Origin of the sequence: Pseudomonas cuatrocienegasensis (assembly GCF_900110925.1) — a bacterium.
Taxonomy (GTDB): domain Bacteria; phylum Pseudomonadota; class Gammaproteobacteria; order Pseudomonadales; family Pseudomonadaceae; genus Aquipseudomonas; species Aquipseudomonas cuatrocienegasensis.
In genome coordinates, this window is the sequence record NZ_FOFP01000028.1 from 1 (window position 1) to 22,127 (window position 22,127).

General features: G+C 64.4%; 26 protein-coding genes. 23 read left to right on the forward strand and 3 right to left on the reverse strand.

The window, feature by feature from the left end; genetic code table 11:
* Positions 1–119 precede the first annotated feature (119 nt).
* Complete coding sequence (locus tag BMW49_RS23130; RefSeq protein WP_069522640.1) at positions 120–1,670, forward strand: protelomerase family protein; 1,551 nt, start codon at positions 120–122, stop codon at positions 1,668–1,670.
* Here the strand turns inward: BMW49_RS23130 and BMW49_RS23135 are convergent.
* The 3 genes from BMW49_RS23135 to BMW49_RS23145 all read right to left on the reverse strand — a co-directional run bounded on the left by BMW49_RS23135 (position 1,639) and on the right by BMW49_RS23145 (position 6,727).
* Positions 1,639–1,911, reverse strand: a complete 273-nt coding sequence (locus tag BMW49_RS23135; RefSeq protein ID WP_069522642.1) for a hypothetical protein — start codon at positions 1,909–1,911, stop codon at positions 1,639–1,641. The genes BMW49_RS23130 and BMW49_RS23135 overlap by 32 nt on opposite strands.
* A 61-nt stretch (positions 1,912–1,972) precedes the next feature.
* Positions 1,973–5,746, reverse strand: a complete 3,774-nt coding sequence (locus tag BMW49_RS23140) for a plasmid replication protein, CyRepA1 family (RefSeq protein ID WP_069521888.1) — start codon at positions 5,744–5,746, stop codon at positions 1,973–1,975.
* A 312-nt stretch (positions 5,747–6,058) separates the two neighbouring features.
* The gene (locus BMW49_RS23145; RefSeq protein WP_069521890.1) at positions 6,059–6,727 is read right to left on the reverse strand and encodes a helix-turn-helix domain-containing protein; all 669 of its coding nucleotides are present in this window, start codon (positions 6,725–6,727) and stop codon (positions 6,059–6,061) included.
* A 148-nt stretch (positions 6,728–6,875) separates the two neighbouring features.
* Here BMW49_RS23145 and BMW49_RS23150 point away from each other — a divergent pair, with 148 nt between their 5' ends.
* From BMW49_RS23150 to BMW49_RS23255, 22 genes are all read left to right on the forward strand, one after another.
* Positions 6,876–7,478: a hypothetical protein gene (locus BMW49_RS23150; protein WP_069521892.1), complete on the forward strand. Its 603-nt coding sequence runs from the start codon at positions 6,876–6,878 to the stop codon at positions 7,476–7,478.
* Positions 7,471–7,836, forward strand: a complete 366-nt coding sequence (locus BMW49_RS25010; protein WP_170829074.1) for a hypothetical protein — start codon at positions 7,471–7,473, stop codon at positions 7,834–7,836. The genes BMW49_RS23150 and BMW49_RS25010 overlap by 8 nt, the downstream gene beginning before the upstream one ends.
* Complete coding sequence (locus BMW49_RS23160) at positions 7,833–8,138, forward strand: hypothetical protein (RefSeq protein ID WP_069521894.1); 306 nt, start codon at positions 7,833–7,835, stop codon at positions 8,136–8,138. Before BMW49_RS25010 ends, BMW49_RS23160 begins: the two co-directional genes overlap by 4 nt.
* 49 nt (positions 8,139–8,187) lie before the next feature.
* On the forward strand, positions 8,188–8,364 hold the full coding sequence (locus tag BMW49_RS25730) for a TraR/DksA C4-type zinc finger protein (RefSeq protein ID WP_371850900.1): 177 nt from the start codon (positions 8,188–8,190) through the stop codon (positions 8,362–8,364).
* Positions 8,352–9,200 (forward strand): bacteriophage antitermination protein Q, encoded by an 849-nt coding sequence (locus tag BMW49_RS23170; protein WP_069521896.1) that lies wholly within the window; start codon positions 8,352–8,354, stop codon positions 9,198–9,200. Before BMW49_RS25730 ends, BMW49_RS23170 begins: the two co-directional genes overlap by 13 nt.
* Positions 9,201–9,769: 569 nt before the next feature.
* The gene (locus BMW49_RS23175; protein WP_069521897.1) at positions 9,770–10,009 is read left to right on the forward strand and encodes a hypothetical protein; all 240 of its coding nucleotides are present in this window, start codon (positions 9,770–9,772) and stop codon (positions 10,007–10,009) included.
* Positions 9,996–10,544, forward strand: coding sequence for a lysozyme (locus BMW49_RS23180; protein ID WP_069521900.1), 549 nt, complete (start codon positions 9,996–9,998; stop codon positions 10,542–10,544). Before BMW49_RS23175 ends, BMW49_RS23180 begins: the two co-directional genes overlap by 14 nt.
* Before the next feature lie 20 nt (positions 10,545–10,564).
* Positions 10,565–11,053, forward strand: a complete 489-nt coding sequence (locus BMW49_RS23185; protein ID WP_371850901.1) for a hypothetical protein — start codon at positions 10,565–10,567, stop codon at positions 11,051–11,053.
* Positions 11,034–11,786 carry a DNA-methyltransferase gene (locus BMW49_RS23190; RefSeq protein ID WP_069521903.1) on the forward strand — a complete coding sequence of 251 codons (753 nt, stop codon included), beginning with the start codon at positions 11,034–11,036 and terminating at the stop codon, positions 11,784–11,786. The genes BMW49_RS23185 and BMW49_RS23190 overlap by 20 nt, the downstream gene beginning before the upstream one ends.
* Positions 11,787–11,794: 8 nt before the next feature.
* Positions 11,795–12,085 carry a hypothetical protein gene (locus BMW49_RS23195; protein WP_069521905.1) on the forward strand — a complete coding sequence of 97 codons (291 nt, stop codon included), beginning with the start codon at positions 11,795–11,797 and terminating at the stop codon, positions 12,083–12,085.
* A 74-nt stretch (positions 12,086–12,159) separates the two neighbouring features.
* Positions 12,160–12,645: a Gp49 family protein gene (locus BMW49_RS23200; RefSeq protein WP_069521907.1), complete on the forward strand. Its 486-nt coding sequence runs from the start codon at positions 12,160–12,162 to the stop codon at positions 12,643–12,645.
* Between the two features lie 272 nt (positions 12,646–12,917).
* Positions 12,918–13,490 carry a terminase small subunit gene (locus BMW49_RS25250; protein WP_083251840.1) on the forward strand — a complete coding sequence of 191 codons (573 nt, stop codon included), beginning with the start codon at positions 12,918–12,920 and terminating at the stop codon, positions 13,488–13,490.
* Positions 13,491–13,515: 25 nt separating this feature from the next.
* Entirely contained in the window at positions 13,516–15,465 is a 1,950-nt protein-coding gene (locus BMW49_RS23210; RefSeq protein WP_083251841.1) for a terminase gpA endonuclease subunit, read from the forward strand.
* Positions 15,466–15,468: 3 nt separating this feature from the next.
* A complete protein-coding gene (locus BMW49_RS23215; RefSeq protein ID WP_069521911.1) occupies positions 15,469–15,984 on the forward strand; it encodes a hypothetical protein in 516 nt (171 codons plus the stop codon).
* A 4-nt stretch (positions 15,985–15,988) separates the two neighbouring features.
* Entirely contained in the window at positions 15,989–17,491 is a 1,503-nt protein-coding gene (locus tag BMW49_RS23220) for a phage portal protein (RefSeq protein ID WP_083251842.1), read from the forward strand.
* On the forward strand, positions 17,475–19,355 hold the full coding sequence (locus BMW49_RS23225) for a phage major capsid protein (protein ID WP_069521915.1): 1,881 nt from the start codon (positions 17,475–17,477) through the stop codon (positions 19,353–19,355). The genes BMW49_RS23220 and BMW49_RS23225 overlap by 17 nt, the downstream gene beginning before the upstream one ends.
* Positions 19,356–19,426: 71 nt before the next feature.
* On the forward strand, positions 19,427–19,780 hold the full coding sequence (locus BMW49_RS23230; protein WP_069521917.1) for a hypothetical protein: 354 nt from the start codon (positions 19,427–19,429) through the stop codon (positions 19,778–19,780).
* Positions 19,777–20,157: a hypothetical protein gene (locus tag BMW49_RS23235; RefSeq protein WP_069521919.1), complete on the forward strand. Its 381-nt coding sequence runs from the start codon at positions 19,777–19,779 to the stop codon at positions 20,155–20,157. Before BMW49_RS23230 ends, BMW49_RS23235 begins: the two co-directional genes overlap by 4 nt.
* Positions 20,139–20,663, forward strand: a complete 525-nt coding sequence (locus tag BMW49_RS23240; protein ID WP_208600987.1) for a hypothetical protein — start codon at positions 20,139–20,141, stop codon at positions 20,661–20,663. Before BMW49_RS23235 ends, BMW49_RS23240 begins: the two co-directional genes overlap by 19 nt.
* Entirely contained in the window at positions 20,644–21,183 is a 540-nt protein-coding gene (locus BMW49_RS23245; protein ID WP_069521920.1) for a hypothetical protein, read from the forward strand. Before BMW49_RS23240 ends, BMW49_RS23245 begins: the two co-directional genes overlap by 20 nt.
* 2 nt (positions 21,184–21,185) lie before the next feature.
* Positions 21,186–21,797 carry a phage baseplate assembly protein V gene (locus BMW49_RS23250; protein WP_069521923.1) on the forward strand — a complete coding sequence of 204 codons (612 nt, stop codon included), beginning with the start codon at positions 21,186–21,188 and terminating at the stop codon, positions 21,795–21,797.
* Positions 21,794–22,126 (forward strand): GPW/gp25 family protein, encoded by a 333-nt coding sequence (locus BMW49_RS23255; protein WP_069521925.1) that lies wholly within the window; start codon positions 21,794–21,796, stop codon positions 22,124–22,126. The genes BMW49_RS23250 and BMW49_RS23255 overlap by 4 nt, the downstream gene beginning before the upstream one ends.
* Position 22,127: the final 1 nt, after the last annotated feature.

Consider the following 22,127-nt stretch of genomic DNA (forward strand, 5'->3'; position numbering starts at 1 on the left):
GCATGCGTGTGGGTGTATGCGCATGGGTGTATGCTCTGTTATAAATGCGTTGCGGTGTATGTTTGACAGGCGTATGATTCGAGCTATGTTTAAGGGTGTATGCCAAAGGAGGCAAAGCAATGGGACGCAAGGTTGATCTAGAAGACGTGATCGAGCACCTGATAAAGGACGTGAAGGCGATCGACGCGAATGCTGACCTAAGCCGTGGCGATAAGACCAAGCGCCTGGCGCGGCTGGCTGATCGGGTGAAAAACGGGCTGTATGAGGACCGCCGGCGGAAAGAGGAGGACAAGCTGGCACCGGCCAGTTATCGCCGCTACCTGACCACGATCAGGAACGCGATCACCGCGCAGAACTGGCGGCACCACTCGCTCGAGGAGTCGATCGGCCGGCTGGCGCGCCGGCATCCGCGCTGGGCTGAGCAACTGCAGGGCCTGCTCGAGCACGAAAGCATCAAGGATCTGCGGTTTGCCCACCGCGACCTGCTGACCGAGATCCGCCGCGCGCGGGATGATGACGCCTATGAGGCGGTGCGCTCGATGAAACTCGACCACGAGATCATGCGGCACCTGATCCTGCCGGCCGCGACCAAGGCCGAGTTGGCGGCGGATGCCGTCGAGCGCCTCGAGGTGCAGGCCACGAACTCGATCGAGGTCAACTTCCACTGGCTGATGGCCACGATCAACGACCTGCTATCAAGCCAGCAGCTGCGCAACGACGGCAGCGTCTCGCCTTACTATTCGCACCTGACCCTTGGCATAGCGCTGGCCACCGGCCGGCGCGAGGTTGAGGTGCTCAAGTGGGCGCGGTTCAAGAAGGCCGGCGAGTTCGAGCTGGAATTTTCCGGCCAGGTCAAAAAGCGCGAAGGCGTCGACTACAGCGAAAGCTATCGGATCTATACGCTGGTGGCGGCCGACGTGGTGCTCGAGGCCTTCGCCAAGCTGCGGGCGCTGCCCGAGGTTGAGGAGCTGCAGCACCTGGACAACATCGCAGTAAACAACCGCGTGCATAGCAACCTGAATCAGCTGGCCAAGCGGACGTTCGGCGACCAGGCTCGAGTGTTCAAGGACTCGCGGAAAATTTGGGCGCGGATGGTGTTCGAGCTGCACTTCAACCGCGACGAGCGCTGGAAAAAAGTAAACGAAACCGTGTTCTGGCGCGAAATGCTCGGCCATGACGATATGGATACGCAGGAAAGCTATAAGGCCTTCAAGATCGACTACACCAAGCCCGAAGCTGGCGAGGAGGTGGTGGGCAAGTGGGCGAATCGCCTCGAGGCGCTGCAGGCCCTTGACGGGCACGAGCGCATCGCAGGCAGCGCGGCGATGCAGCGGATCCACCAGTGGGTGAAAGAGACGGTGAAGGCCGCGCCGGAGGCGCGAATTTCTCAGAAGGCCATCACCACCAACGTGGGCAGCTACCGACCGAATATTAAGGAGTACCTGGAGATCGCCGGCGAGGCGCTGGCCACCCCTAATCGGGCGATGGCGGCGGTCGCGGTCGAGGTGCCCAAGGACGTGGCCAGGGGCAAGCCTCGGTTAGTTGCGCATCAGCTGGAAAGCGGTATCTGGCGGGCCACTGCTACGGTCAACGGTGTGGAAGTGGCGCAGGCCGAGGCCGCGAATAAAGCGGATGCGCTCAGCCAGGTGTTTGCAAAGGCCTCGAGCTAGGCACCAGGCTGGCAACTGGTGCGCGGGATTGAACAAGAGCCGGGGCATGCCCCGGCTTTTGCCGTAACAGATACGCCTCCTCGATCGCGGCCCCTGCGTCCTGCAGGTGGTCTTTCAAGACCCCCACCGCTTCCATGATCTGCTCCCTGGTGACCTGTTCCGCTGCTACCTCGAGCAGCGAAACAACAGCCAAAGCCCTGCGGATTTTACCGGCCGCAGCATCCATTTGTTCCAAGCCCATGACTACGAATTCCTTCCTATGGCGGTGATGTTATTTTGCCTCACTGTCAATGCGTACAGTATCACCGGCGGTCGGGCCGTAGAAGCTTCTCAGCAAACGCCAGGGTGCGCCCTACCGCCGCGTCACTATCCCTGCCCGCCATGAAATCTCGAACCACTTCGGGTGCCAGCGCCCCCACCAAGCGGGCAAGCGATATGCCGAGGGGTTGGTAACAGCGAGAAGCCAAAGCCAGGAGCTTCTCAGTCACTGCCAAGGGATACTTTTCATCTGTGTCTGTACCATCACAATGCAAAGTGTCCCTTTCGCTGCACGCGAGGGCCTGCGCGGCCTGGGCGGGTGCCGCCGGGGCCTCGTCTGCCAGCTTGGGCTGGTAGGCGGTTTCGGTTTCGTGGGTGGTCAGCGAATGCACGTTGATAGCCTGGCGACGCAGCACGTAGGCCATGACAAACGCCCATTTGTCTGCATCGATGGTGAACAGGTTCGCGCCGCTGCTTTTGCGCTTCTTCACCGTGACGCCGAAGCGCTCGATGATCGACTTCACCAGTGAGGTGGCGCAGACCTTGGCGCTGGTGCTGGCAATGTAGCGGCCGACCTTCATCGCGTTGTAACGCTCGAGGGCCTCCTGGCTTTCGGTGACCATGGCCAGCACCTCGCGGCACTGGGCGGCGCTGAACTCGCCCTGGCCCGTGAAACGGTCGACGCCCAGGGTCTCGAACACCTGGACCAGGAACGCGCGCGTGGCGCGTTTGTAGCGGTGCTGGGTCAGTACCACCCGCGCCTTGCGCTGGACGTCGTCGTAGGCCTTCGCCTGGGGCTCCTCGGCCTGCAGGAGCTCGAGGGCGACCACCTTCGCGATGCCGCGATCGTCATAGAAGGCGACGTCGTCGGGGGTGAACTGTTCCACGCCGAGCTGGTGCTGCATGTGGAAGCGGTCGACCATGGCGCTCTCGGCCTCGCTGCGGACTTCCTGGCGGTTGAGGCGCACGAAGGTGGCCTCGTCTGGCGTCTCGACGCTCTTAATCAGATCCATGCGCTTGTCGAAGACCAGCTCGCCGGCGTGGGCGCGGTTTTGCCGCGAGGCCTTGGTGGTTTCCGGGTCGTCTAGGTTGGCGCGCTCGACCTGGTAGCCGTCGGCGATCAGCATCAGCAGCAGGTTGTTGGCGAAGTCGTTGCGCGCGCGGTTCTCGGCGGTGACGGAGCTCAGCCAGATCTGGTCAAAGGCGGTTTTTTTGCGCACGAAGCGCACCTCGTCGGCGTCCTCCTGGTACTCGAATGTCAGCTCGTCGAGGCCATGGATACCGCGATAAAGGGCGGCCGGGTCGGTTTGCCGTTGGCTGGTGCTGTGGCCGATGCCGACCAGGTAATGGCGGGCGGTGCGATCGCGGCGCAACATCTGGATGGCGTCGGATGGCCCGACGCTGTTGCCGCTGAACAGGCCGACATGGTGCTCAAAATGGGGGGTGGTCATGGATACGCCGGAGCTGATCGCCGGCGAGTAAATCAGGACGTCGTACTTGACCGCCTCGGCGTTGGGATTCATCAGAAAGGCGGTGACGTCCGGGTCTGCTTTGCTGTCGGCATGCACCAGGAGCATGCGCACCGGCTTGGCCTCGCCGGCGGCGATACGCTCCTCGACCAGGGCGGCCATTTTCTTGGCCGACTCGGCCGAGTCGTTGGCGACCAGGACGCGCTTACCGGCACAGATCCAATCGAGGGCGACCTGCCAGACCGTTTCGTCGTCGGAGTGGTCGACGCGGATGTGCTCGGCCTTGCCCTCAATCTCGAGAATGGTGATGGTCTGACCTGGGCGGGCCATCTCGCAGAACTCGACGACGCGGTCGTTGGCGTCGGCGTCGCAGAGCAGCACGCGGCGGGCCACGGCAACAGCATCGAGCAGGGCATCGAAGACGCGCACGCGGCCATCGACCGGGCCGCTGGCGGTGTGGCTGATCACCTGGCTGGCTTCATCGATGCACAGGGTATCGATGGTGGTAAACCAGGAGCGCTCGGCGTCGTTGTAAAACTTGGAATTGGTCAGCGAATTGACGCAGCAAGCCAGGTGGGAAATATCCGCCATGAAATCGGCGCGGGCCTGCTGATAGTGTTGGATGTTCAAGCGCGCGGCGGCGTCGTCGAGGAGCGAGATCCGGTGCGCGATGTAGGCGGCTTTCGGTGCAGCCTGCATCAGGGGCGCGATTAGGCGCTCGGTTTTGCCGGCACCCATCGGGGCGCGGACGATGACAACGCCCTCGAGCGAGTCGACCAGGTCGGCCAGGTGGACAGGCAGCTCGATGCCACCGTGCGCCGCGCGAACGCCCTCGATGCGCAGATGCTGCACGTTGGACTTGGCCAGGGTCTCCGGCGAGAAGCCGCGCAGGTTTTGCGCCTGCTGCAGCTTTTGCTTGGCCAGCCAAAGGGCGAAGCGGCGGATCTCGAAACGGTTTAGCTCGACCCCGGCCGGGATCGAAGCCATAACCATGCGCAGCACGTCGCTGGTGCTGTATTTGATCGGCACCAGGAGCATGCCCGCCGCGATGGCCTTGTCTGCGTGTTTCTTGACGCCAAGCCCGGCCACGCCCATGCGCTGCAGGCAGTAGGGGAACCAGTCTTTTTCGGCGCGATAGACGTTATCGCGGGCGCGCAGGGCCTTGGCCGTGGCCTCGAGACCGAAGTGCGCGGCATAGTCGTTCCAGTCGGTTGGGCCTTTGCGCGCGGCCTTGAAGCCGGAGAGGGCCTCCTCGCCGAGCTGCTCGAAGTTCGGCACGATGCCGGGGTGCTGGTGCTCGCGGTGGATCTCGAGGGCGGCCAGCAGGCCCGCGTTGCCGGCGGCGGTCCATTGGTCGTTGTCGGCGGCGTTATGGAAGCGCCAGGCCGGGCAATGTTTCTTGTACAGGCGCAGCACCTTGCCGAGGTTGTCGACGTTGAAGGTGATCACCACGGCCACGTTGTTGCCGGCCTCGAGCTCGGCCAGGAAGACGGTCGCGCCAGTGGCGAAGCCTTCGGCGGCATAGCGTCGGTCTGCGGTCTCGAGGTCGCCGAGGATGCAATGCACGCCGTCCATCTTAACGCCGGTGCCCTGGAGCTTCTTGTCGGCATACAGGCGCTGCACACCGACGAAGCCGCCGGCGATATTGAACAGGGGAACCGCGCAAAACTCGCCGTGACTGTCACGCATACGCTGCATTTTGAAGCGTGACGCGATGGCGGCGATGCCCTTCGCCTGCAGGTAAGGCGCGCTGCCATCCTCCTGGCCGATCAGTTCGACGAAGCCCTGCAGGATCTTGCCGGCCTTGTTCTCGTACTCGAACGCCTCGCGGCCCCCGCAGTGCCAGACCTTTTCGTAGGCCAGGCGCTCGGCCTGGATGCGCGCTTGCTGGTCGCGCTCGCGTTGCTCGCGTGCGTGGCGCTTGGCTTCGCGCTCGAGGCGTTGGGCGGTTTGGCGATCAAGCCACCGCTGGTGCTTCTCGCTGGCCTGGCGGCCACCCTCGCGCGCGTACAGGTCCGCGAGTGCGCCAAGGCCCGACCAGGTGCTCGAGCCGATCGAGGCCACGTTGTTGTTGAAGGTGAAATGCGGATAGTCGAAGTCGTCGGCGCGCTTGATCTGACCCCAGGCCATGACCTTGGATTTATAGCGCTTTTGGGTTGTGCCGATCTTGCCCCGGTACTTATCGCCGGATAGCTGGATGTCGTTTCTGATGGTCGCCCAATCGATGCCGACCTGGTCGGCGGCGGCGGCGATATCGCCGTCGAAATAATCGACCAGGGCGTAAGGGTCGGCGTTGAAACGCTCTTTGAAAAATGCCGCAAGTCCGTTATCGCGAGGTGCGTTTGTCATTATGTCCCTTTGTCTAAAAACGCAAAAGCACAAAAGAACATTCGATTGACGCTGCAGTGACGGGGTTTAGACTGGGCCTGTGAAAGTGTTTCGCCCTTGAATTACCCTGCCCGCAAAACAGGAAATTCATCAACGGGGTCAATCACTTATGTGGTTCCAGTCGCTGTCCTGCGACGTTTCTCAGAATAGGCCGGGGGTTGTCCAGACCCCTGGCCTTTTTCTTTTCTGCGCTGCTAAAGCCGTTATTGTTGCTGCGGGTTGCCCGCAGTCTACCCCATGTTTTCTGTATGCCGAAAGTCTGGCGCGTTTCCTCTAGCGAATAAGCCCTTTTGCGACGCGCATCGTCATGCCGATTACGACGCCGACCACCTTGAAATTCCCGTCAATCGAAACCATCGGGAATTGTGGATTTAATGCCCGAAGGTAACGCTGCGACCCGTCCTTGATCAACTTTTTAAACGTGACCTCGGCCGGGTTGCCCGTATAGCCGACCACGAAGTCGTTCGGCTCGGCCTCCCTGCGCGGATCCACGAAAATGGTCCCACCCATTGGGAAGCTGGGGCCGCTGGGTGCGTGCATGGTGTCGTCACTCACGACCAGGCCGAAGATCGCGCCGGGCGGGTTCTCTGGTGATATTTCCCACGGTGTACCACTGGGCAGACGCCCTATTTCCGGCCTTATGGCCCAATCTGCTGCCATATTCCACGGCACCACCGGCACCCGTTTGGCCGACTCGGCCGGGGCTGTTGGGGGCGGGGTGTCGTTCATCGACTCCTCGATCAGCGCCTCGACAGTTGTGCCGTATACCTTCGCCAGAGCGTAGGCGTTTAACACGCTTGGCACGCTGGTGCCCTTCTCGATAGCGGATAGCGAGCTGGGGTATATGGCCCCCCCTGTTTCGTCACATACCCGTTGCAGCGACCAGCCGCGCAAAGTGCGCCGGTTCAGGATCGCCGCCCCGATTGAATATTTCTCTTTCATGCTCGGCCCTCTCAGTCCCTTACCTATTGTCCGTTCTGGTTAGGCAATAACTCCATGCTGCCTGCCGAAATTGTGTTGCCATTTTCGTTCGGTATGCCGAAAATGTAGACACAATTACATTAGTACGTATTGAGAGGGGAAAAGTGCTATGGCGGCACAAACAGAGCGCGAAGCGGTGCTAGGGCACACAAATCACTGGTTTCGGCATTCGGAGTGGTCGGTCGAGAAATTCGGCCACGACCTGCTGGCCCCCGCTCTGGCCGCTGCTGGCCTGGTCGAGCCGTTGGCCACCGACGAAACGGGCGAGGAGTACATGCGAAGCCGCAAGGCCTGGGGCCAGCGGCTAAACCGCATTTTTAACGGCACCGCCCCTTTCCCGCTCGAGTGGAAAGCCGTCTGGCTTCAGTGCCTCCCCGAGGAATACGCCCGCGCGGCGTTGCGCGATTGCCTGGCGCTGTTTGACGTGCCCAATCTGCGCGTGCCGTCGTTCTCGCCCGCTCCTTTGCCGTCGGTGCCGTCCCGCTTCGGCGAGCTGATGCAGGAGTTCGGCCAGTTCGTCGCCGCTAGTACCCCGGCCCATAACGGCCGATACGACCGCAGCGACGACCCCGTCGAGGTCGATCGCATGCTCAAGGAAGGCACCGACGCGGTGCTGGCCATGATCAGCGAGCTGATGGCCATCGCTGCCGGTACCGGCCGTTCGTTGCCGGCGCTGCAGATGCTGGTCGGGGTGCCGGTGCCCCATGAATGAGCCCGCCGAAGATCTCGCCCCGACTGACCTCGAGGAGCTGGCCTTCGACCTCGAGGAGCCGGCCCCGGAGGGGGAAACCGCAGAAGATCGCAAGCGCCGCCACGCGCGGATTCGCAAGCGCCGCCAGCGCCGCCGCCAGGAGCTCGCCCAGCTGCGCGCCAGTTCGGTGCCGGTGACGTTCGAGGCCTACAAGGGCACCCAGGCGGATCTGGCTTTGATCTGCGAGCTGGGCGGCTTCGAGGAGCAGGCCGAGGCCATCACCCTGATTTTGCGCAATGTCGCCGACCTGGCTCGTCGTGACTGTCACGCATTCGCCGAGTTTGTTCGTATTCCGTCACGCCCCGAGGTGGATCAATGAGCGCGCCCTGGTTCAAGGTTTTCAATTTGGCCCCGCATGTGGTGCTGACGGTTGCGAATGAGGCCGCTCGCGGCGGTGTTTGCTGTGTGCGGCTCGCGGGTCGTGTGTTTGGCGCGCAGGCGTCCGGGGTTAAGTTCTTCGCCACGCCAGCGGCCGCCGCTGACTTCTTCGCCGCCTACGATGAGGCTGCCGCCGAAGACTGGTGGCGCTCGCTGGAGGCCCGCGTGGGCTACGCCGTCACCGAGCGCTGGTTGCACGGCAATCGCCCCGCCCTTGAGCCTGTGGGGTTGCTGAATGCCTGACGCATGTGATCGGGTCACTGACCTGCAGATTGATATCGGCGCGGCATTCATGGATCGCCGCGCCCTGCTCGCCGCTGCGGTGCCGCCATCGCGCGTTTCGGCTGACTGCGTCGACTGCACGCGCCCGATTCCTGCCGCCCGCCTGCGCGCCGCTCCGGAGGCCCTGCGGTGTGTTCCTTGCCAGTGCCGTCTTGATCGCCAAGGGGTGCGCCCATGGAACTGCTGACGCTTAGCAGTCGGGGCTGGCCTGTTGCCGCCCCTGCCCCGGGGCCGGTTTATGTGTTGGGCGAGGCCCCTGCCCCGGCCAAGCCGGTGCTCCTCGAGGTGCGCCGCCAGGTGCCGGCGGTGACCGACCACGATCGCAACATCATGCGCGACCTGGTGCTGGGGGCTTTCCTCGGTCCGCAGCACTTTCGCGAGGATGACGGCACCTATGTCGCGCCCTATACGACCGAGACCACCCGCGACGCTTTCCCCGCCCACCTCGAGGAGCTGCGCGAGTGCCGCACGCCAGACGGCCAGCTGTCTGGCCGCCTGCCCGCCGCCTACGTCGCCGGCCTGGCGAAAGGAACCACCCGCGTGATTGCCAGCGAGACCCGCCCGAAGAAGAAAAGCGCCGTGCCGCTCGGCCCCCTGGCGTTTCAGGATGCGCGCATTGTGCGCGAGGTCGGCCGCCTGGCCCCTGAGCATCAGCACTGGATCCGCTACGCCTACGCCGACTCGCTGGCCTGGGATGACGAGCAGGGTGCTGTGGTGGCCTTGTGGGCTCGCTATGAACCTGAGCTAGGCAAGGTGCAGGCGAAGACCAGGAAGGCGGCGCAGGGCCTCGCGCACCTCGCCGTGCAGAACGCCAAGCGGTTTATCAATGCTGGGCAGGATCTGCACCATCCTTACCGTCTGCGCGAGCTCCTGGGCGTCACCGAGTCGAACTGGGACAAACACTGGTCGCCGCGCTGGCAGAGTTTGAAGTCGGCCGCGTTCGCTATGGATCGGGCCGCGCTTGGCGCGCTGTGCAAGCAGCTCGACGGGTTTCGTTTCGTGCTGTTGGATCGCGGCCTGTGACCGCTCTCGCGTGCTCGCAGTGTGGCGGCCTGCCGGAGCGGCGGCTGGATCCGGAGACTGATCGCCGGATGTACGCCTGCCCGGGGTGTCGGCACCATGGCGTTGCCACGCTTAGCGAGGCCGGCGCGCGGGGCTCCTGGCAGCTGATAAACGACCCGGACCTGCCGCCGCATAGTTGCAAGGTCGGTCGGCCTCCTCGCTTCTTTATGCGCGCAGGCGCTTGGGGTGCCAGGTGTACCGGCTGCGGCTTCGAGTCTGCAGGGTTTGGCAGTATCTGCGGCGCGATCGCGGGCTGGGTTCGCTCGATGCGCTAAGGCGCAAAGGTGCAAAAGAACAAAGGCGGTTAAGCGTAATTGTGAAAAAGCGTTAAAGGGGTATTGCATAAAAGTCCGGTTAAATGTTTAATGACTGCTCTAATGCGATACATGCAAACCAAAGCCCGCCCCGTGCGGGCTTTGTCGTTTCTGGTCGCCGCGCCGCGTGGCGCATTCCTCTCAGTTTACCGACGCCATCGGTGAACCTTTCGCCTCGCCATCGTGCGGGGCTTTTTTATTCCTGGAGCGCCGCCAATGGATGCCCACAAGCTGCAGCCACTGGCGGACGTCGCCACACTCGAGGGCGTCAAGTTGCTACCGCCCGCGATCCCTCTCGCGTTCTACGGCCTGACCCTCGAGAAGTGGCTGCTGGTCCTGCCGGCGCTGTATTACTTCGCGCTCCTGGTCGACCTGGTCGCCCGGCGCTGGGTCGTGCCGCTCTGGCGTTTCTGGATCTCCCGCCGAAAGGAGGGCCGCAGCAATGACGCTGGTTAAACGCATCATCGCGGCGGTGACCCTGTCGCTCGCCGCTGCTGGCTTCACGGTAAACGAGACGGGCCTGCCGGCCCCGGTCGAGCGTGGCGCGATCATCGCCGGGCTGATGGTGCTAACGCCGGAAATGGAAGGCACAGAGTTCGAGGCCTACCCCGACACAGGGGGCGTCTGGACTATCTGCACCGGCCACACGAAGGGCGTCCGCCCTGGTGATCGCGCAACGCCTGAGCAGTGCGCGGCCTACCTGCAGGGCGACCTGGTCGAGTCGGTCGACTACGTCCTGGCACGCGCCCCGAATGCCCCGCTGTTCGCGAAGCTGGCAATGGCCGACTTTGTCTACAACGTCGGCGCGGGGGCGTTCGGTCGCTCGACGCTGCTGCGCCTGGCCCGGGCTGGCGATCACTACGCCGCCGCAGCGCAGTTCAGCCGCTGGGTTTACGTCGGCGGCCTCGATTGCCGCCAGCCCTCGAGCAACTGCGGGGGCATCACTCGCCGCCGCGATCTGCAGCGCACTCTCTACCTGGTGAACCTATGACGCGCCTTTATGTGCTGCTGATGCTGACCGTGGCCACCGCCCTGGTGGCCATCGGTTACCGCCTCGGCGTTGATCACGAGCAGGGCAAGGCGCAGGCGCTCGAGCGCTCGCAGTTGCGCCAGGCCTTCGAGCAGGGCCAGGCCCTCGGCACCGTGCGCGACCGGGTTGTGACGGAATACGTCGACCGGGTGCAGGTGATCGAGAAGCAAGGCAAAACCATCATTGAGCGAGTGCCCGTTTATGTATCCGAGAAAGCTGATCGCGCTTGCGTTGTGCCTGCTGGCTTTGTCCGGCTGCACGACGCAGCAGCCCACGCTTTGCCAGCCCCTGAACCTGCCGGAGCTGCTGACGAGGCCCCCTCGGGCGTTGGACTCTCTGCCGTCGCCGTCACCACGGCCGGCAACTACGCCAAGTGCGAAGCCAACGCCGAACAGCTGAAAAGCCTGCTGGATTACCTGCGGCTTCACAAATTGATCACGAGCCCCCGAAATGCTGACGCCCCACCCTGAAAACGAACTATTCCTCGGCGACTGCCTCAAGTTCCTGGTCAGCCAGGAAAGCGGCACATTCGACGCGCTGATCACCGACCCGCCCTATGCGAGCGGTGGGCTGCACATGGGGGCACGCCAGGCGGCCCCGTCGAAGAAGTACATGCAAGGCAGCGGGCCAACGAAGTGGGCCGAGGCCGAGTTCGTGGGCGACCACCGCGACCAGCGCAGCCACCTGGCCTGGTGCAACTTGTGGCTATCGGAGTGCTACCGCCTGCTGCGCGATGGCTCGCCGGTGTGCCTGTTCACCGACTGGCGTCAGTTGCCTATGACGACCGACGCGCTGCAGATGGCCGGCTTCACCTGGCGCGGTATCGCCGTGTGGGATAAGACCGAGGGCACCCGCCCGCAGAAGGGCCGCTTCCGCGCCCAGGCTGAATACATCGTGTGGGGCAGTAAGGGCGCTATGCCGCTCGAGCGCGAAGTGCCGGTCCTGCCTGGTGTGTTCCGCGAGTGCGTGCGCAAGGCCGACAAGCACCACACCACCGGCAAGCCAACCGACGTTATGCGCCAGATCGTGAAGATCTGCCGCCCTGGTGGCCGAATCCTCGAGCCCTTCGTCGGATCCGGCACGACCCTGGTCGCGGCTGAGCTCGAGGGCTACAGCTGGGCAGGCTGTGAAATGACCGAACACTATCACGCCGTCACAGCCGATCGCCTGGCTGGGCTGCAGACCCCACTCCTTGCCATGTGAGCCAGCAGATGTCCAGCCGCCACACCTACCGCCCCGAGGAGATCCGCGCCGGGCAGACGTTCTTTGTCTCGTACATCGATTTTGTGCGCGGGCCGTTGCCTGTGCCTGTGGTGATTGAGTACCTGGCCACCAGTCGTCGCGGCTACTGGCCCGCCGAGTGCGAGGTTTATCCGTATCGGCTGCGCCCCGAGCTGATCAAACGCCTCGGTGCCGATTGCACCCTGTACCGCACGCGGCGCAGTGCGGCCCGAGCCCTGAAGCCATTCCTGGCCTTCCTGCAGCGCCCTCGCTCGCACTAAGGCGAGTTTTGCGCGCCGGTCGTTATACAGATAGGGGCAGCACCTCTTTCAACTCTTACAAGGAACCGCGCCGCATGAATCGCGACGAGCAGCAGACCCCGACAAAGATCGTAGTGCTGGGCGGTGGTGCCCTGGGCGTCACAAAGCAGCATATTGCCAAACTGCTGGAAAGCGTGGGTTACCACACGCACGTTGTACCCGGCACCACCACCATTCTGGCCACGGCCATCATGCCTAGCGGCTTCACGCTGGCGACCGCTGAGTCGCGCTGCCTGAATGCTGAAGACTTCAACCTGCAGATGGGCATCGAGGTCGCCATCACCAAGGCCAAGGCCCTGGCACATGACGCGCTCTGGCAGTTTGAAGGCTATCGCCTCAAGCAGACCCTGCACGAGATCAAGCATGACCACGGGCGCGAGGCCATCGAGCGCATGCGTGCGACTGTCCAGCCTGTTGCTGATCGTCCTGCCTGTGGCTATCTCTCCGGCGACCCGAGCGCTTGCGCTTGCCCCGGCGGCCCGTGCTCTGACGCCGTCGACGCGATGGCAGGGCGAGCATGATGCACCACCATGGTGCGCGCCGCTGGTTTGGGTCCTCCCCCGGCCCCCTCCCCCTCACGGGTGTGTAACTCGCGGCCTTCGCGCGCGTTTGGGTCCGCGAGTCGGGTCCGTTCTTCCTTTCTCGAGGCCTGCCTGACTGCATCGCTCGGCTGACCCCGCAGCCAGTCACGGCGTGGCCTCGAACCTATTCCGCAAAGCGTCAAAGGGCAAAGGTCTAAAGGGACTATTGCGCCTTTGTGCTTTTGTTCCTTGGCTCTTTTGGTCCTTTCTCTATGGGCAAGCTGATCAGCAAGAAAGAGCTGGCCGACTTGCTCGGCAAGTCACCCCGCTGGATCTCGAAACTGATCGACGATGGTCTGCCGGTCGCCGGCGGCGGTGGTCGTGGCGTCGAGGTGCAGATCGACAGCCAGGCCGCGATCGAGTGGCTGGTCAGTCGTGAAGTCCGGCGCGAGCTGGGCGAGGAGGGCGAGGACGAAGACGGCCTGTCCTCGGCATCAACCGAGGACCGCCTGCTCAAGCGCGCCCGCCGCGAAAAATTACAGCTCGAGATCGACCGCGAGCGCGGCCGGCTCCTGCCTGGTGACACCGTGGCGCAGATCCTGATCAGCGTCGCGGCCGTTTATGCGACTCAACTCGACGCGCTGCCAAGCCGCTGCGCTGCCGATCTGGCGGTGATCGATGACCCTGCCACAATCCGAGCGCGAGTTTTTGAAGAAACGCGGCGTATCCGCGCAGCTACAGCCGACCGCCTCGAACGTCGCGCACGCGAGCTCGCTGCTGACGCTGACGGTCTCGATCAGCTTCGCCGCGAAGATGGTGCAGGCACCGCCGCCCAGGACGGCTGACGAATGGGCTCGCGATAAGCGGATCATGCCGCCGAGCTCTCCGATCCCTGGCCCGTTCAACCCTGACACGAACCCCTACATGCGCCCGGTAGCCTGGGCGTTTGCGCAGCCTTGTTTCTCCCGCGTGACCTTTGTCATGGGCACGCAGATGGGCAAGTCCGTGACGATGGAGAACATCATCGGGCACCGCCTCGACGAGGATCCGACCCCCTGCCTGTACGTCGCGCCGACCCGGCCGCTGATCGATGGCACGGTCGAACCCAAGTTTATGGCCATGTTCGACGAGTGCGAGTCGCTGGCGAAGAAGTACGAAGCGCGCAGCACGAAGATGGTCAAGTGGCTGGGCGGGACCAAGTTCCGCTTTGCCTGGGCGGGCTCTGCGACTGAGCTCGCCGCCGACTCGGCCGGTCTGGTGATGGTCGACGAGGTCGACCGGATCGTGAACACGGGCGAGGGCGACACCACCGAAATCATCGAGGCGCGGGGCGATGCCTACGCCGACTCGAAAATCGGTTACACCGCGACCCCGACGCATGGCCGGGTCGAGCGCCGCAAGGACGAACGCACCGGGATCTGGCACTGGGTACCAGGTGCTGCGAAAAAGATCGGGTCGAAGGTTTGGCAGCTGTGGCAATCGGGCACCCGTCACGAGTGGGCGGTACCGTGCCCGACCTGCAATGACTACTTTGTGCCCTGGTCCGACCTGCTCTGGTGGCCCGGCAAGGGTACGCCGGAGGAATGCACCCCTGACGAGGCCTTCAAGCATGCGCGGCTGGTTTGCCCCTGCTGCGGCAGCATGATCGAGGACAAGTGGCGACCCTGGATGAATGCCCGAGGCGTTGCGGTTGCCCCTGGCGAGTCGGTCAGCAAAAAGGGCGTGATAAACGGCACCGCCGACACCGCCGGCTTTACACACTTCTCGATTTGGGTCTCCGGCCTGTGCAGCTTTGCGGTGAAGAAGTCCTACGGCTTCCTTGCGAAAAAGCTACTGGCCGCGCAGCTCGACGGCACCCCGGCCAAGCTGCTGGCGGTGTTCAACACCGGCTTCGGCGAGATCTACGCCGAGGGCGGCGACGTGCCTACCTGGGAAGAAGTTCGCGCGCTGTGCTGGGGTTACGCGGCCAGCGAGCTGCTGCTCGAGCCGCTGCGGATCTACTGCACCGTTGACGTGCAAAAGAACCGCTTGGTTTACGTGGTTCGCGCCTGGTACGCCGGCCTCGGCTCGATGCTCCTGGAGCACGGCGAGCTATGGGGCGAGACGGACCAGGACGCGGTGTGGGACCAGCTTTCTGAGCTGCTCGATACCGAATACGGCGATGGCCACGGCATCAGCCTGGCCGGGGTCGATATCGGCTACCGCGACGACCAGGTCTACAAGTTCATCAACGAACACAAGGGGCGAGCCATCGCCCTGCGCGGTCGCGACAGGCTCGATAAGCCGTTCCGCAAGGAACTGGTCGAGCAGGACAAGAAGGGCAAAACCCGCAAGCGCGGCGACGCGCGCTGGGCCTTCGATTCACCCCTCGCGAAACGCTGGGTGCATAGCCGCTTCGGCCGGCCGGACAACCGCCCGGGCTGGTGGCTGATTCACCAGCAGGTAACAGACGACTACTGCAAGCAGCTGGTCGGCGAGGAGTGGCACGAGGGCGACGGCACGTTCCACCAGGTCGGCGAAAACCATTACCTCGACTGTGAGGCGATGCAATACATCCTCGCCCTGCGGGACAAGCTGCAGCGCCGCAAGGTCGGGTCGTTGACCCTGGTCGAGCTCGGCGCAGCGGTAAAGGTGCCCAGGCCTGCCGCCCTCGCTTCTGGCGAGGATCCGGGGCCGGACGAAGCGCCCGAGCCCGCCCCGGTGCCGCCGAAAGCGCACCCCGGCGATCGCCGCCAGCCAGCTGCCCGGAAAACCGACGCGGCCCCGGCGAAAGCGAAGGCCAAGCCGCGTTTGAAGATCATCCGCAAACCATCCCGGTGACCCATGGAACCGACAACCCTACACGCCGGCGACTCGGTCGCCTGGTCGCGTGACGTGCCCGAGTGCCCCGCATCTGACGGCTGGGCGCTGCAGTACGTGTTCAGCGGCCCGGATCGGCACAGCGTCGCCGCGATCGCTGCAGCGCCCTACCGGGTCGAGCTGACGGCGGCCGCCACGGCCACCTGGGCTCCTGGGCTGTACCGCTGGGTCGCGCTGGCCCTAAAGGGTGACCAGCGGCTGACGGTGGCCAACGGTCGCCTGCAGGTCGACCCGAACCTTGTCACCGCCGAGCCAGGCGACGCCCGCAGCCACGCGCTGCGGATGCTCGCCCTGATCGAGGCGGCGCTCGAGAAGCGGATCCCGAAAGACCAGCAGAGCTACGAAATCGACGGGCAACGCCTCGACCGGATCCCGATCGAGCGGCTCAACGCCCTGCGCCTGCAGTACCGCCGCGAAGTGCAACGCGAGCGAAACCGCCGCTGGCCCTTCGGCCGGCCGGTGAAATTCATCCTGGGGTAAGCCTATGAATCCGCTGAAAAGAGCCTGGCGCATGCTCGGCTTCGCCGGCAAGCGCACGCCCGCCCTCGATGCGCAGGCCGAGCGCAAGGAACCGAGCCTGCGCGGCCGTCGTGGCTTCAAGATGGCCGGCGGTGGCCGGCTGACAAAGTCATGGACGGGCCGCTCGAGCGGATCCGACGCCAACCAGCAGATCTACGCCGACCACGAGACCCTACGCCAGCGCGCCCGCGAGCAGTCGATCAACGCTTCGCCGCTCAAGCGCTTTTATCGGCTGCTGCGGCAGAACGTGGTTGGTGCCTACGGTATCCGCCTGCAGTCCAAGGCGCTGCTGCCAGACGGCAAGCCAGACCGCATGACGCGCCGCCTGATCGAAAAGGAATGGGCCAAGTTCTGCAAGGCCGGAAACTTCGACGTCACCGGGACTTATAGCTATGTGACGTTCTCCTGGCTCTGGATCGAGACCCTGGCCCGCGATGGCGAGGTGCTTGTGCGCCTGGTGCGCAACTGGCCGAGCAAGTGGGGCTTTGCGGTGCAGATCCTCGAGGCCGACCGCCTCGATCTGAACCTAAACACGGAATTGACCAACGGCAACCGCGTGCGCATGGGCGTCGAGGTCGACGCCTGGGAAAAGCCGATCGCCTACTGGATGCTCAAGGACCACCCCGGCGATATCTACCGCCGAGCCGAGGAGAAGTACGAGCGGATCCCGGCCAGCGAGTTGATCCACACCTTCGACCCATGGCGGCCGCACCAGTCGCGCGGCTTCACCTGGACGCACTCGGCGGCGCTGGATATCCACCACCTCGAGGAGTTCCGCCACGCGACGCGGATCAAGGCCGAGCACTCGGCCAAGATCACCGGCTTTTATGAGCCGGACGCCGAATGGCTCGACCCGCCAGACGATGACAACGACGCGCCGGTCTTCGAGGAAATCGAGGCCGGCACCGCCCGGGAAATCCCCTATGGCTACAAGTTCCGCGAACTGAGCCACAACACCCCGGGCAGCGACTACGCGCCGTTTGTGAAAGACACCCTGCGCGGTGCCGCTGGCGGCCTTGGGCCGAGTTACAACCGGCTATCCCATGACCTCGAGGGGGTTAGCTACTCCTCCCTGCGCTCCGGCGAGCTCGACGAGCGCGACTTTTACAAGTGTGTGCAGGAGTTCGCCATCAGCTCGCTGCTCGAGCGTTTGGGCGCGGTCTGGTTCGAGTGCGCGGTACTGAAAGGCGCGCTCAAGATCGCCCCGCGCGACCTCGAGCGCAGCGCCGAGCAGTGCTGGCAGCCACGCGGCTGGGACTGGGTCGACCCGCTGAAAGACTCCAAAGCGGCGACCGAAAGCATCGGCAACCGCACCAAGTCGCGCGCCTATTACATCCGCCTGAATGGCGATGACCCCGACGAGATCTTCGAGGAGATCGAGGAGGAGGAAAAGCGGCTGCGGGAGAAGGGCCTGCTATCCGAACCGAAGAAAACCGAAAAGGAACTAGACGATGCCGACGACGACTAGCGGCGCGCCGCTGCCTGTCTTGCGCCAAATGGAGGGCCGCCCGCTGTACCGGGCCTTGGCCGTCGACCTGAGCACCCTGGACACCGAAAACCGCACCGTCGAGGTGGCGGTTTCCAGTGAGCGAGCGGCCAGGCAGTGGTTCGGCATGGAAGTGCTCGACCACTCGGCCGATGCGGTCGACCTTTCCCGCCTGCTGTCCGGCGCTCCGCTGTTGTTCGAGCACCGTCGCGCCGAGCAGGTCGGCGTGGTTGAGGACGCCTGGCTCGCGAGCGATCGCAAGATCCGCGCGCGGGTGCGTTTCTCGCGTAGCGATGAGGCCGAGAAGATCTGGAGGGACGTCGCCGACGGCATTCGCCGCAACATCTCCTGCGGCTACCTGATTCACGACATGGTGCTCGAGCGTAGCGAAGGCGGCCTCGATCACTACCGCGTTACCCGCTGGGAGCCCTACGAGGTTTCCAGCGTTTCCGTAGCCGCAGACCCGACCGTCGGGGTGGGGCGTTCCCAAGAAGTAACAACCAACACCATTACCATTCGAGGTATCGCAATGCCTACACCGACCCCAGCCATCGACGACGGTAAACGCAGCGCCCCCGCTCCTGCCGTCACCACCACCACCACCGACCCGGTCGCCGGCGAGCGCCAGCGCGTTGCTGACGTGATCGCCCTGGGTGATCGTTACAACCAGCGCGATCTGGCCAGCGAGGCGATCAGCAAGGGCTACAGCGCCGACCAGATGCGCTCGATGATCCTCGAACGCCAGTCCCCTGCCGCCCCGCTGAGCCAGGCCCCGGCCGAACAGGGTGCCCGTGACCTGCCAGGCTTCAAGAAACATCAGGTTTCCGCCCGCGACCTGGGTGTGAGCGAAAAGGAACAAGAAAAATATTCGCTGATGCGTGCGCTCAACGCCGCCGCGTCCGGCGACTGGAGCAAGGCCGGCCTCGAGCGCGCGATCAACATCGCGGTGGCCGAGGAGGTCAAGCGCGAGGCGCGCGGCTTCTTCGTGCCGCACGACATCCTGATGCGTGGCCTCTCCAAGGGTGCTCCGGGCAAGGGTGGCGAGTTGGTCACCACTGAGCTGCTGCTCGAGCAGTTCGCCGACGTGCTGCGCAATAAGACGGTAATGGCTCAGCTGGGCATGAAGATGCTGACCGGCCTCGAGGGCGATATCGATCTGCCGAAGAAGACCACCGGCTCGACGTTCCAGTGGCTGGGCGAGGGCGAGGACGCGCTCGACAGCGACTTCGACTTCACCACCTTGAACATGACGCCGAAGACCATCGCCGGTGCCATCCCGCTGACCCGCAAGCTGCGCAAGCAGGCCAGCCGCTCGATCGAGGCGCTGATCATCGAGGACCTGGTCGACGGCATGGGCGTCGCGATCGACTACGCCATGCTGGCCGGCCCGGGTGGCAAGGCCCCGCTCGGCCTGCTTAACGATATCGGCGTGCCGGGCCTGGAGTACGCGGCCGGCGGCATTACCTTCGGCAAGTTGGTCGACATGCTGACCACCATCGGCTCCTACAACGCCGACCGTGGTTCGCTGGCTTACCTGACCAGCGTGATCGAGCGCGGTTATGCGCTGCAGACCCTGAAGAACAACGTCTCCGGCGCGGCCTACCTGTGGGACAACGACCGGGTCAACGGCCACAAGGCCGAGGCGACCAACCAGGTGCCGGCTGATACCTGGGTTTTCGGCGACTTCTCGCAGGTTATCTGCGGCATGTGGGGCGTTCTGGATCTCAAACCAGACACCGCCAAGCTGGCCGCCAGCGATGGCCTGGTGTTGCGCGCCTTCCAAGACGTCGACGTCGTCAACCGCCGCAAAGAGTCCTTCTGCATCGCCAAGAAGGCCGTGGCTTAACTGAACCTGAAAGCGGGCAGGTAGGGGGCTCCGGCCCCCGTTTCGCTTTCGCTGATTGAGCAGGTAATCGCATGAATAACACCAACAACCGCCCGACCTCCTTCGTGGTGGTGGCGCTGGGCAGCATGTGGGCAGGCCCGCAGTTTATTAACAAGGGCGAGACGCTCGAGGTCGAGCGCCCTGTGCGCAACGAATGGATCGGCTCCAAGCTGGCCCGCGACGCCACCGATGCGGAAATCGAGGCCTATCGAGGCGAGCAGGGTGCCGGCGAGGATGACAGCCACCTCGAAGACGACCGCGCCGCTCTGATCGAGGAGATCAAGGCGCTGGCCCTCGAGCGCACGGCCCTCGAGGAAAAGCGCGACGCGCTGAAAGTCGAAGTCGCCGCTCTCGAAAAAGCCAAAGCAGCGGCCGCTAAGAAGTGATCGGCGACGATGACTTCGATTCGTTTTTCGACCCCGAGGAGTTCGGCTGCACGGTGCAGCTGATCGAGCCGGGGCGCGAAGCGCGCGCGGTCAACGGCATGTGGGGCGAGCCGCAAAAGTCGGGGCGGTTGTACCGCTCCGGTGTGGATCCGAACGCGGCAAACGTGCGGGTGAAGCCTAACCAGGCCAGCCTGCAGCTGCCGCGCGACGAGGTGCCGCTGAACTGGAAAGCCACCAAGGTGGTGACCGACGACGCGGAGTACTCCATCGCCGCGGCTGAGCCATTGGGCCGGCTGCGCACGCTGTTGACCCTGGTCCCGTATGGCAACCGAGCAGCACCCGCTGGGGAGCGTGGAAAGTGGCAGGCTTCGAGCTGAACTTCGACGTGAACGGCTGGGGCGACGTGGAACGATCCCTCGCCGATATGCCGAAAAAGCTAGACCTTGCCGCTGCCCGCGCCTTGCGCAAAACGGCGCTGTGGCTGCGCACGCACAGCACGCGGGAGATCTCCCGCGAGCTGCGCATCACGCAGAGCCCACTGCGCCACCGTTACCAGATCCATAGCCGATCCACCTCCCGCGAGGTGAAGCTTTGGGTCGGTCTGCAGCCGATTGGCGTGCATTACCTGGGCACGCCCAAGCAGACCCCGACCGGCGTCGCGGTCGGTCACCGCCAATACGACGACGCTTTCATATCACCGATGCGATCGACGCAGCGCCTGGTGTTCCGGCGCAAGGGCCGCGAGCGCCTGCCGATCGAGAAGGTGACCGAGGACTGGGAAGGCCCCGCCATCGGCGCTCTGGAGCGCTGGGAGAAGCGCGCCCAGGTCCGTTTCTTTGAGTTGTTTGAGCAGGAAGCCCGCCATGCCCTCACGGCCGCTTAACCAGCTCTCCGATCTGTTCTTCGCGATCGGTGACGCCATCCACGCCGCTGGCCTGGGCGTTGACGTCGCCAATTATGACGACTTCGCCGGCCTGACAGGCGACGCCCAGGTGCTGATCGAGCTCGAGCGCACCGCGCCCGGCATCAAGCAGAACGATGGCCGCTACGTGCATAACGTCACGGTGACCCTGCACGCGGTCGTCGCGCGCTGGCGTAAGTTTTCGGCCCTCGAGGCCACGAACCTGGCCACCGCCCTGGAGCGCCTCGCCGATTGCAACCGCTGGGGCTTCTCTGGCCGGCAATGCAACCTGCCCGAGGGCCTGCATAGCGGCCCGTCGATGTTCCAGCGCGGTGCCGATGGTTACGACGCCTGGTCGGCGACCTGGCAGCAAGGCCTCGCGATCGGCGACGTCGAGCCGGAGATCATCCTCAACACCGCCCCGCAGGTCGGCTATAGCTGGCAGGTCGCGAGCATTGGCGACCTCGACGACCCGGCGAACTATCAAACGCTCGAGGTCTGACCATGTTCGACGCCATTCTGCGCATGCAGCTCGGCCCCATCGTCGAGCGCCTGGCCGAGCTCGAGACCGAGATCGAGGATCTGCGCCGGCGTGGCGAGAACCACAACCGCATCGGCACCGTGGTGGCGGTCAACCCCGGCGGCCGCCGCTGCCAGGTCAGCCACGGCGAGCTGCGCACGCCCTGGATCAAGTATTTCAGCCCGGCCGCCGGCGAGGTCAACGAGACCCGCCACCCATCGGTGGGCGAGCAGTGCCTGCTGATCAACTACGGTGCCGGCGACGGTAGCGCGCAGAGCGTGGCGCTGTGCGGCATCGAGTCGGCCAGCTTCCCGGGCGTATCCGATAGCGCCGAGCTGCACCGCCGCACCTATCCGGACGGCACCGAAAGCAGCTATGAGCACGCCGCCCACGCCTTCAACTGGAAGAACGGCCCGCTGTCGGTGAAAGCCGATCGCGCCGGGGTCGAGGTCATGCTCGGCGGCGTCGGCTTCAAGGTCACCGCCGCCGGCTTCTCGCACATCGGCGGCGCTGTTGACCACGACGGCAAGAACATCGGCAAGGACCACAAGCACAAGAATTCGGGCGGGCCGAGCATCGGCGGGGAGCCAGCATGATCGGAATAGACCGCGATACCGGCGCGACAGTCGACGACTGGCCCGCCTTTGTGCAGCGCGCGACCCGCGCCCTGACCACGCCCCTGGGCACCAGGCAGAAGCGCCCCGAGTACGGCAGTCGCCTGCCAACCCGCTTTGCCAAGATCACCGGCGACAACCTGCTGATTCTCGCCCAGGGCGATGCGGCCGACGCCTTCTACAACCCCGCCAACGGCATCGGCGACTTCGTGCCGGAGGCCATCGTGGCCACCCGTGAGGGTGCCGGCTTGCGGTTGCGCATGGCCGGCACCTGGCATAACCGAAAAATGACGTTCGAGGTGGTTACGTGAG

What these genes read in the sequence shown, in the direction of transcription:
- BMW49_RS23130 (WP_069522640.1), top strand. Translation starts at nt 120, where the DNA reads ATGGGACGCAAGGTTGATCTAGAAGACGTGATCGAGCACCTGATAAAG.
- BMW49_RS23200 (WP_069521907.1), top strand. Translation starts at nt 12,160, where the DNA reads ATGAATCGCGACGAGCAGCAGACCCCGACAAAGATCGTAGTGCTGGGC.
- BMW49_RS23195 (WP_069521905.1), top strand. Translation starts at nt 11,795, where the DNA reads ATGTCCAGCCGCCACACCTACCGCCCCGAGGAGATCCGCGCCGGGCAG.
- BMW49_RS23215 (WP_069521911.1), top strand. Translation starts at nt 15,469, where the DNA reads ATGGAACCGACAACCCTACACGCCGGCGACTCGGTCGCCTGGTCGCGT.
- BMW49_RS23175 (WP_069521897.1), top strand. Translation starts at nt 9,770, where the DNA reads ATGGATGCCCACAAGCTGCAGCCACTGGCGGACGTCGCCACACTCGAG.
- BMW49_RS23160 (WP_069521894.1), top strand. Translation starts at nt 7,833, where the DNA reads ATGAGCGCGCCCTGGTTCAAGGTTTTCAATTTGGCCCCGCATGTGGTG.
- BMW49_RS23210 (WP_083251841.1), top strand. Translation starts at nt 13,516, where the DNA reads ATGCCGCCGAGCTCTCCGATCCCTGGCCCGTTCAACCCTGACACGAAC.
- BMW49_RS23225 (WP_069521915.1), top strand. Translation starts at nt 17,475, where the DNA reads ATGCCGACGACGACTAGCGGCGCGCCGCTGCCTGTCTTGCGCCAAATG.
- BMW49_RS23255 (WP_069521925.1), top strand. Translation starts at nt 21,794, where the DNA reads ATGATCGGAATAGACCGCGATACCGGCGCGACAGTCGACGACTGGCCC.
- BMW49_RS23180 (WP_069521900.1), top strand. Translation starts at nt 9,996, where the DNA reads ATGACGCTGGTTAAACGCATCATCGCGGCGGTGACCCTGTCGCTCGCC.
- BMW49_RS23245 (WP_069521920.1), top strand. Translation starts at nt 20,644, where the DNA reads ATGCCCTCACGGCCGCTTAACCAGCTCTCCGATCTGTTCTTCGCGATC.
- BMW49_RS23230 (WP_069521917.1), top strand. Translation starts at nt 19,427, where the DNA reads ATGAATAACACCAACAACCGCCCGACCTCCTTCGTGGTGGTGGCGCTG.
- BMW49_RS25010 (WP_170829074.1), top strand. Translation starts at nt 7,471, where the DNA reads ATGAATGAGCCCGCCGAAGATCTCGCCCCGACTGACCTCGAGGAGCTG.
- BMW49_RS23135 (WP_069522642.1), bottom strand. Translation starts at nt 1,911, where the DNA reads ATGGGCTTGGAACAAATGGATGCTGCGGCCGGTAAAATCCGCAGGGCT.
- BMW49_RS25250 (WP_083251840.1), top strand. Translation starts at nt 12,918, where the DNA reads ATGGGCAAGCTGATCAGCAAGAAAGAGCTGGCCGACTTGCTCGGCAAG.
- BMW49_RS23185 (WP_371850901.1), top strand. Translation starts at nt 10,565, where the DNA reads ATGCTGACCGTGGCCACCGCCCTGGTGGCCATCGGTTACCGCCTCGGC.
- BMW49_RS23190 (WP_069521903.1), top strand. Translation starts at nt 11,034, where the DNA reads ATGCTGACGCCCCACCCTGAAAACGAACTATTCCTCGGCGACTGCCTC.
- BMW49_RS23140 (WP_069521888.1), bottom strand. Translation starts at nt 5,746, where the DNA reads ATGACAAACGCACCTCGCGATAACGGACTTGCGGCATTTTTCAAAGAG.
- BMW49_RS23250 (WP_069521923.1), top strand. Translation starts at nt 21,186, where the DNA reads ATGTTCGACGCCATTCTGCGCATGCAGCTCGGCCCCATCGTCGAGCGC.
- BMW49_RS23145 (WP_069521890.1), bottom strand. Translation starts at nt 6,727, where the DNA reads ATGAAAGAGAAATATTCAATCGGGGCGGCGATCCTGAACCGGCGCACT.
- BMW49_RS23150 (WP_069521892.1), top strand. Translation starts at nt 6,876, where the DNA reads ATGGCGGCACAAACAGAGCGCGAAGCGGTGCTAGGGCACACAAATCAC.
- BMW49_RS25730 (WP_371850900.1), top strand. Translation starts at nt 8,188, where the DNA reads ATGGATCGCCGCGCCCTGCTCGCCGCTGCGGTGCCGCCATCGCGCGTT.
- BMW49_RS23220 (WP_083251842.1), top strand. Translation starts at nt 15,989, where the DNA reads ATGAATCCGCTGAAAAGAGCCTGGCGCATGCTCGGCTTCGCCGGCAAG.
- BMW49_RS23170 (WP_069521896.1), top strand. Translation starts at nt 8,352, where the DNA reads ATGGAACTGCTGACGCTTAGCAGTCGGGGCTGGCCTGTTGCCGCCCCT.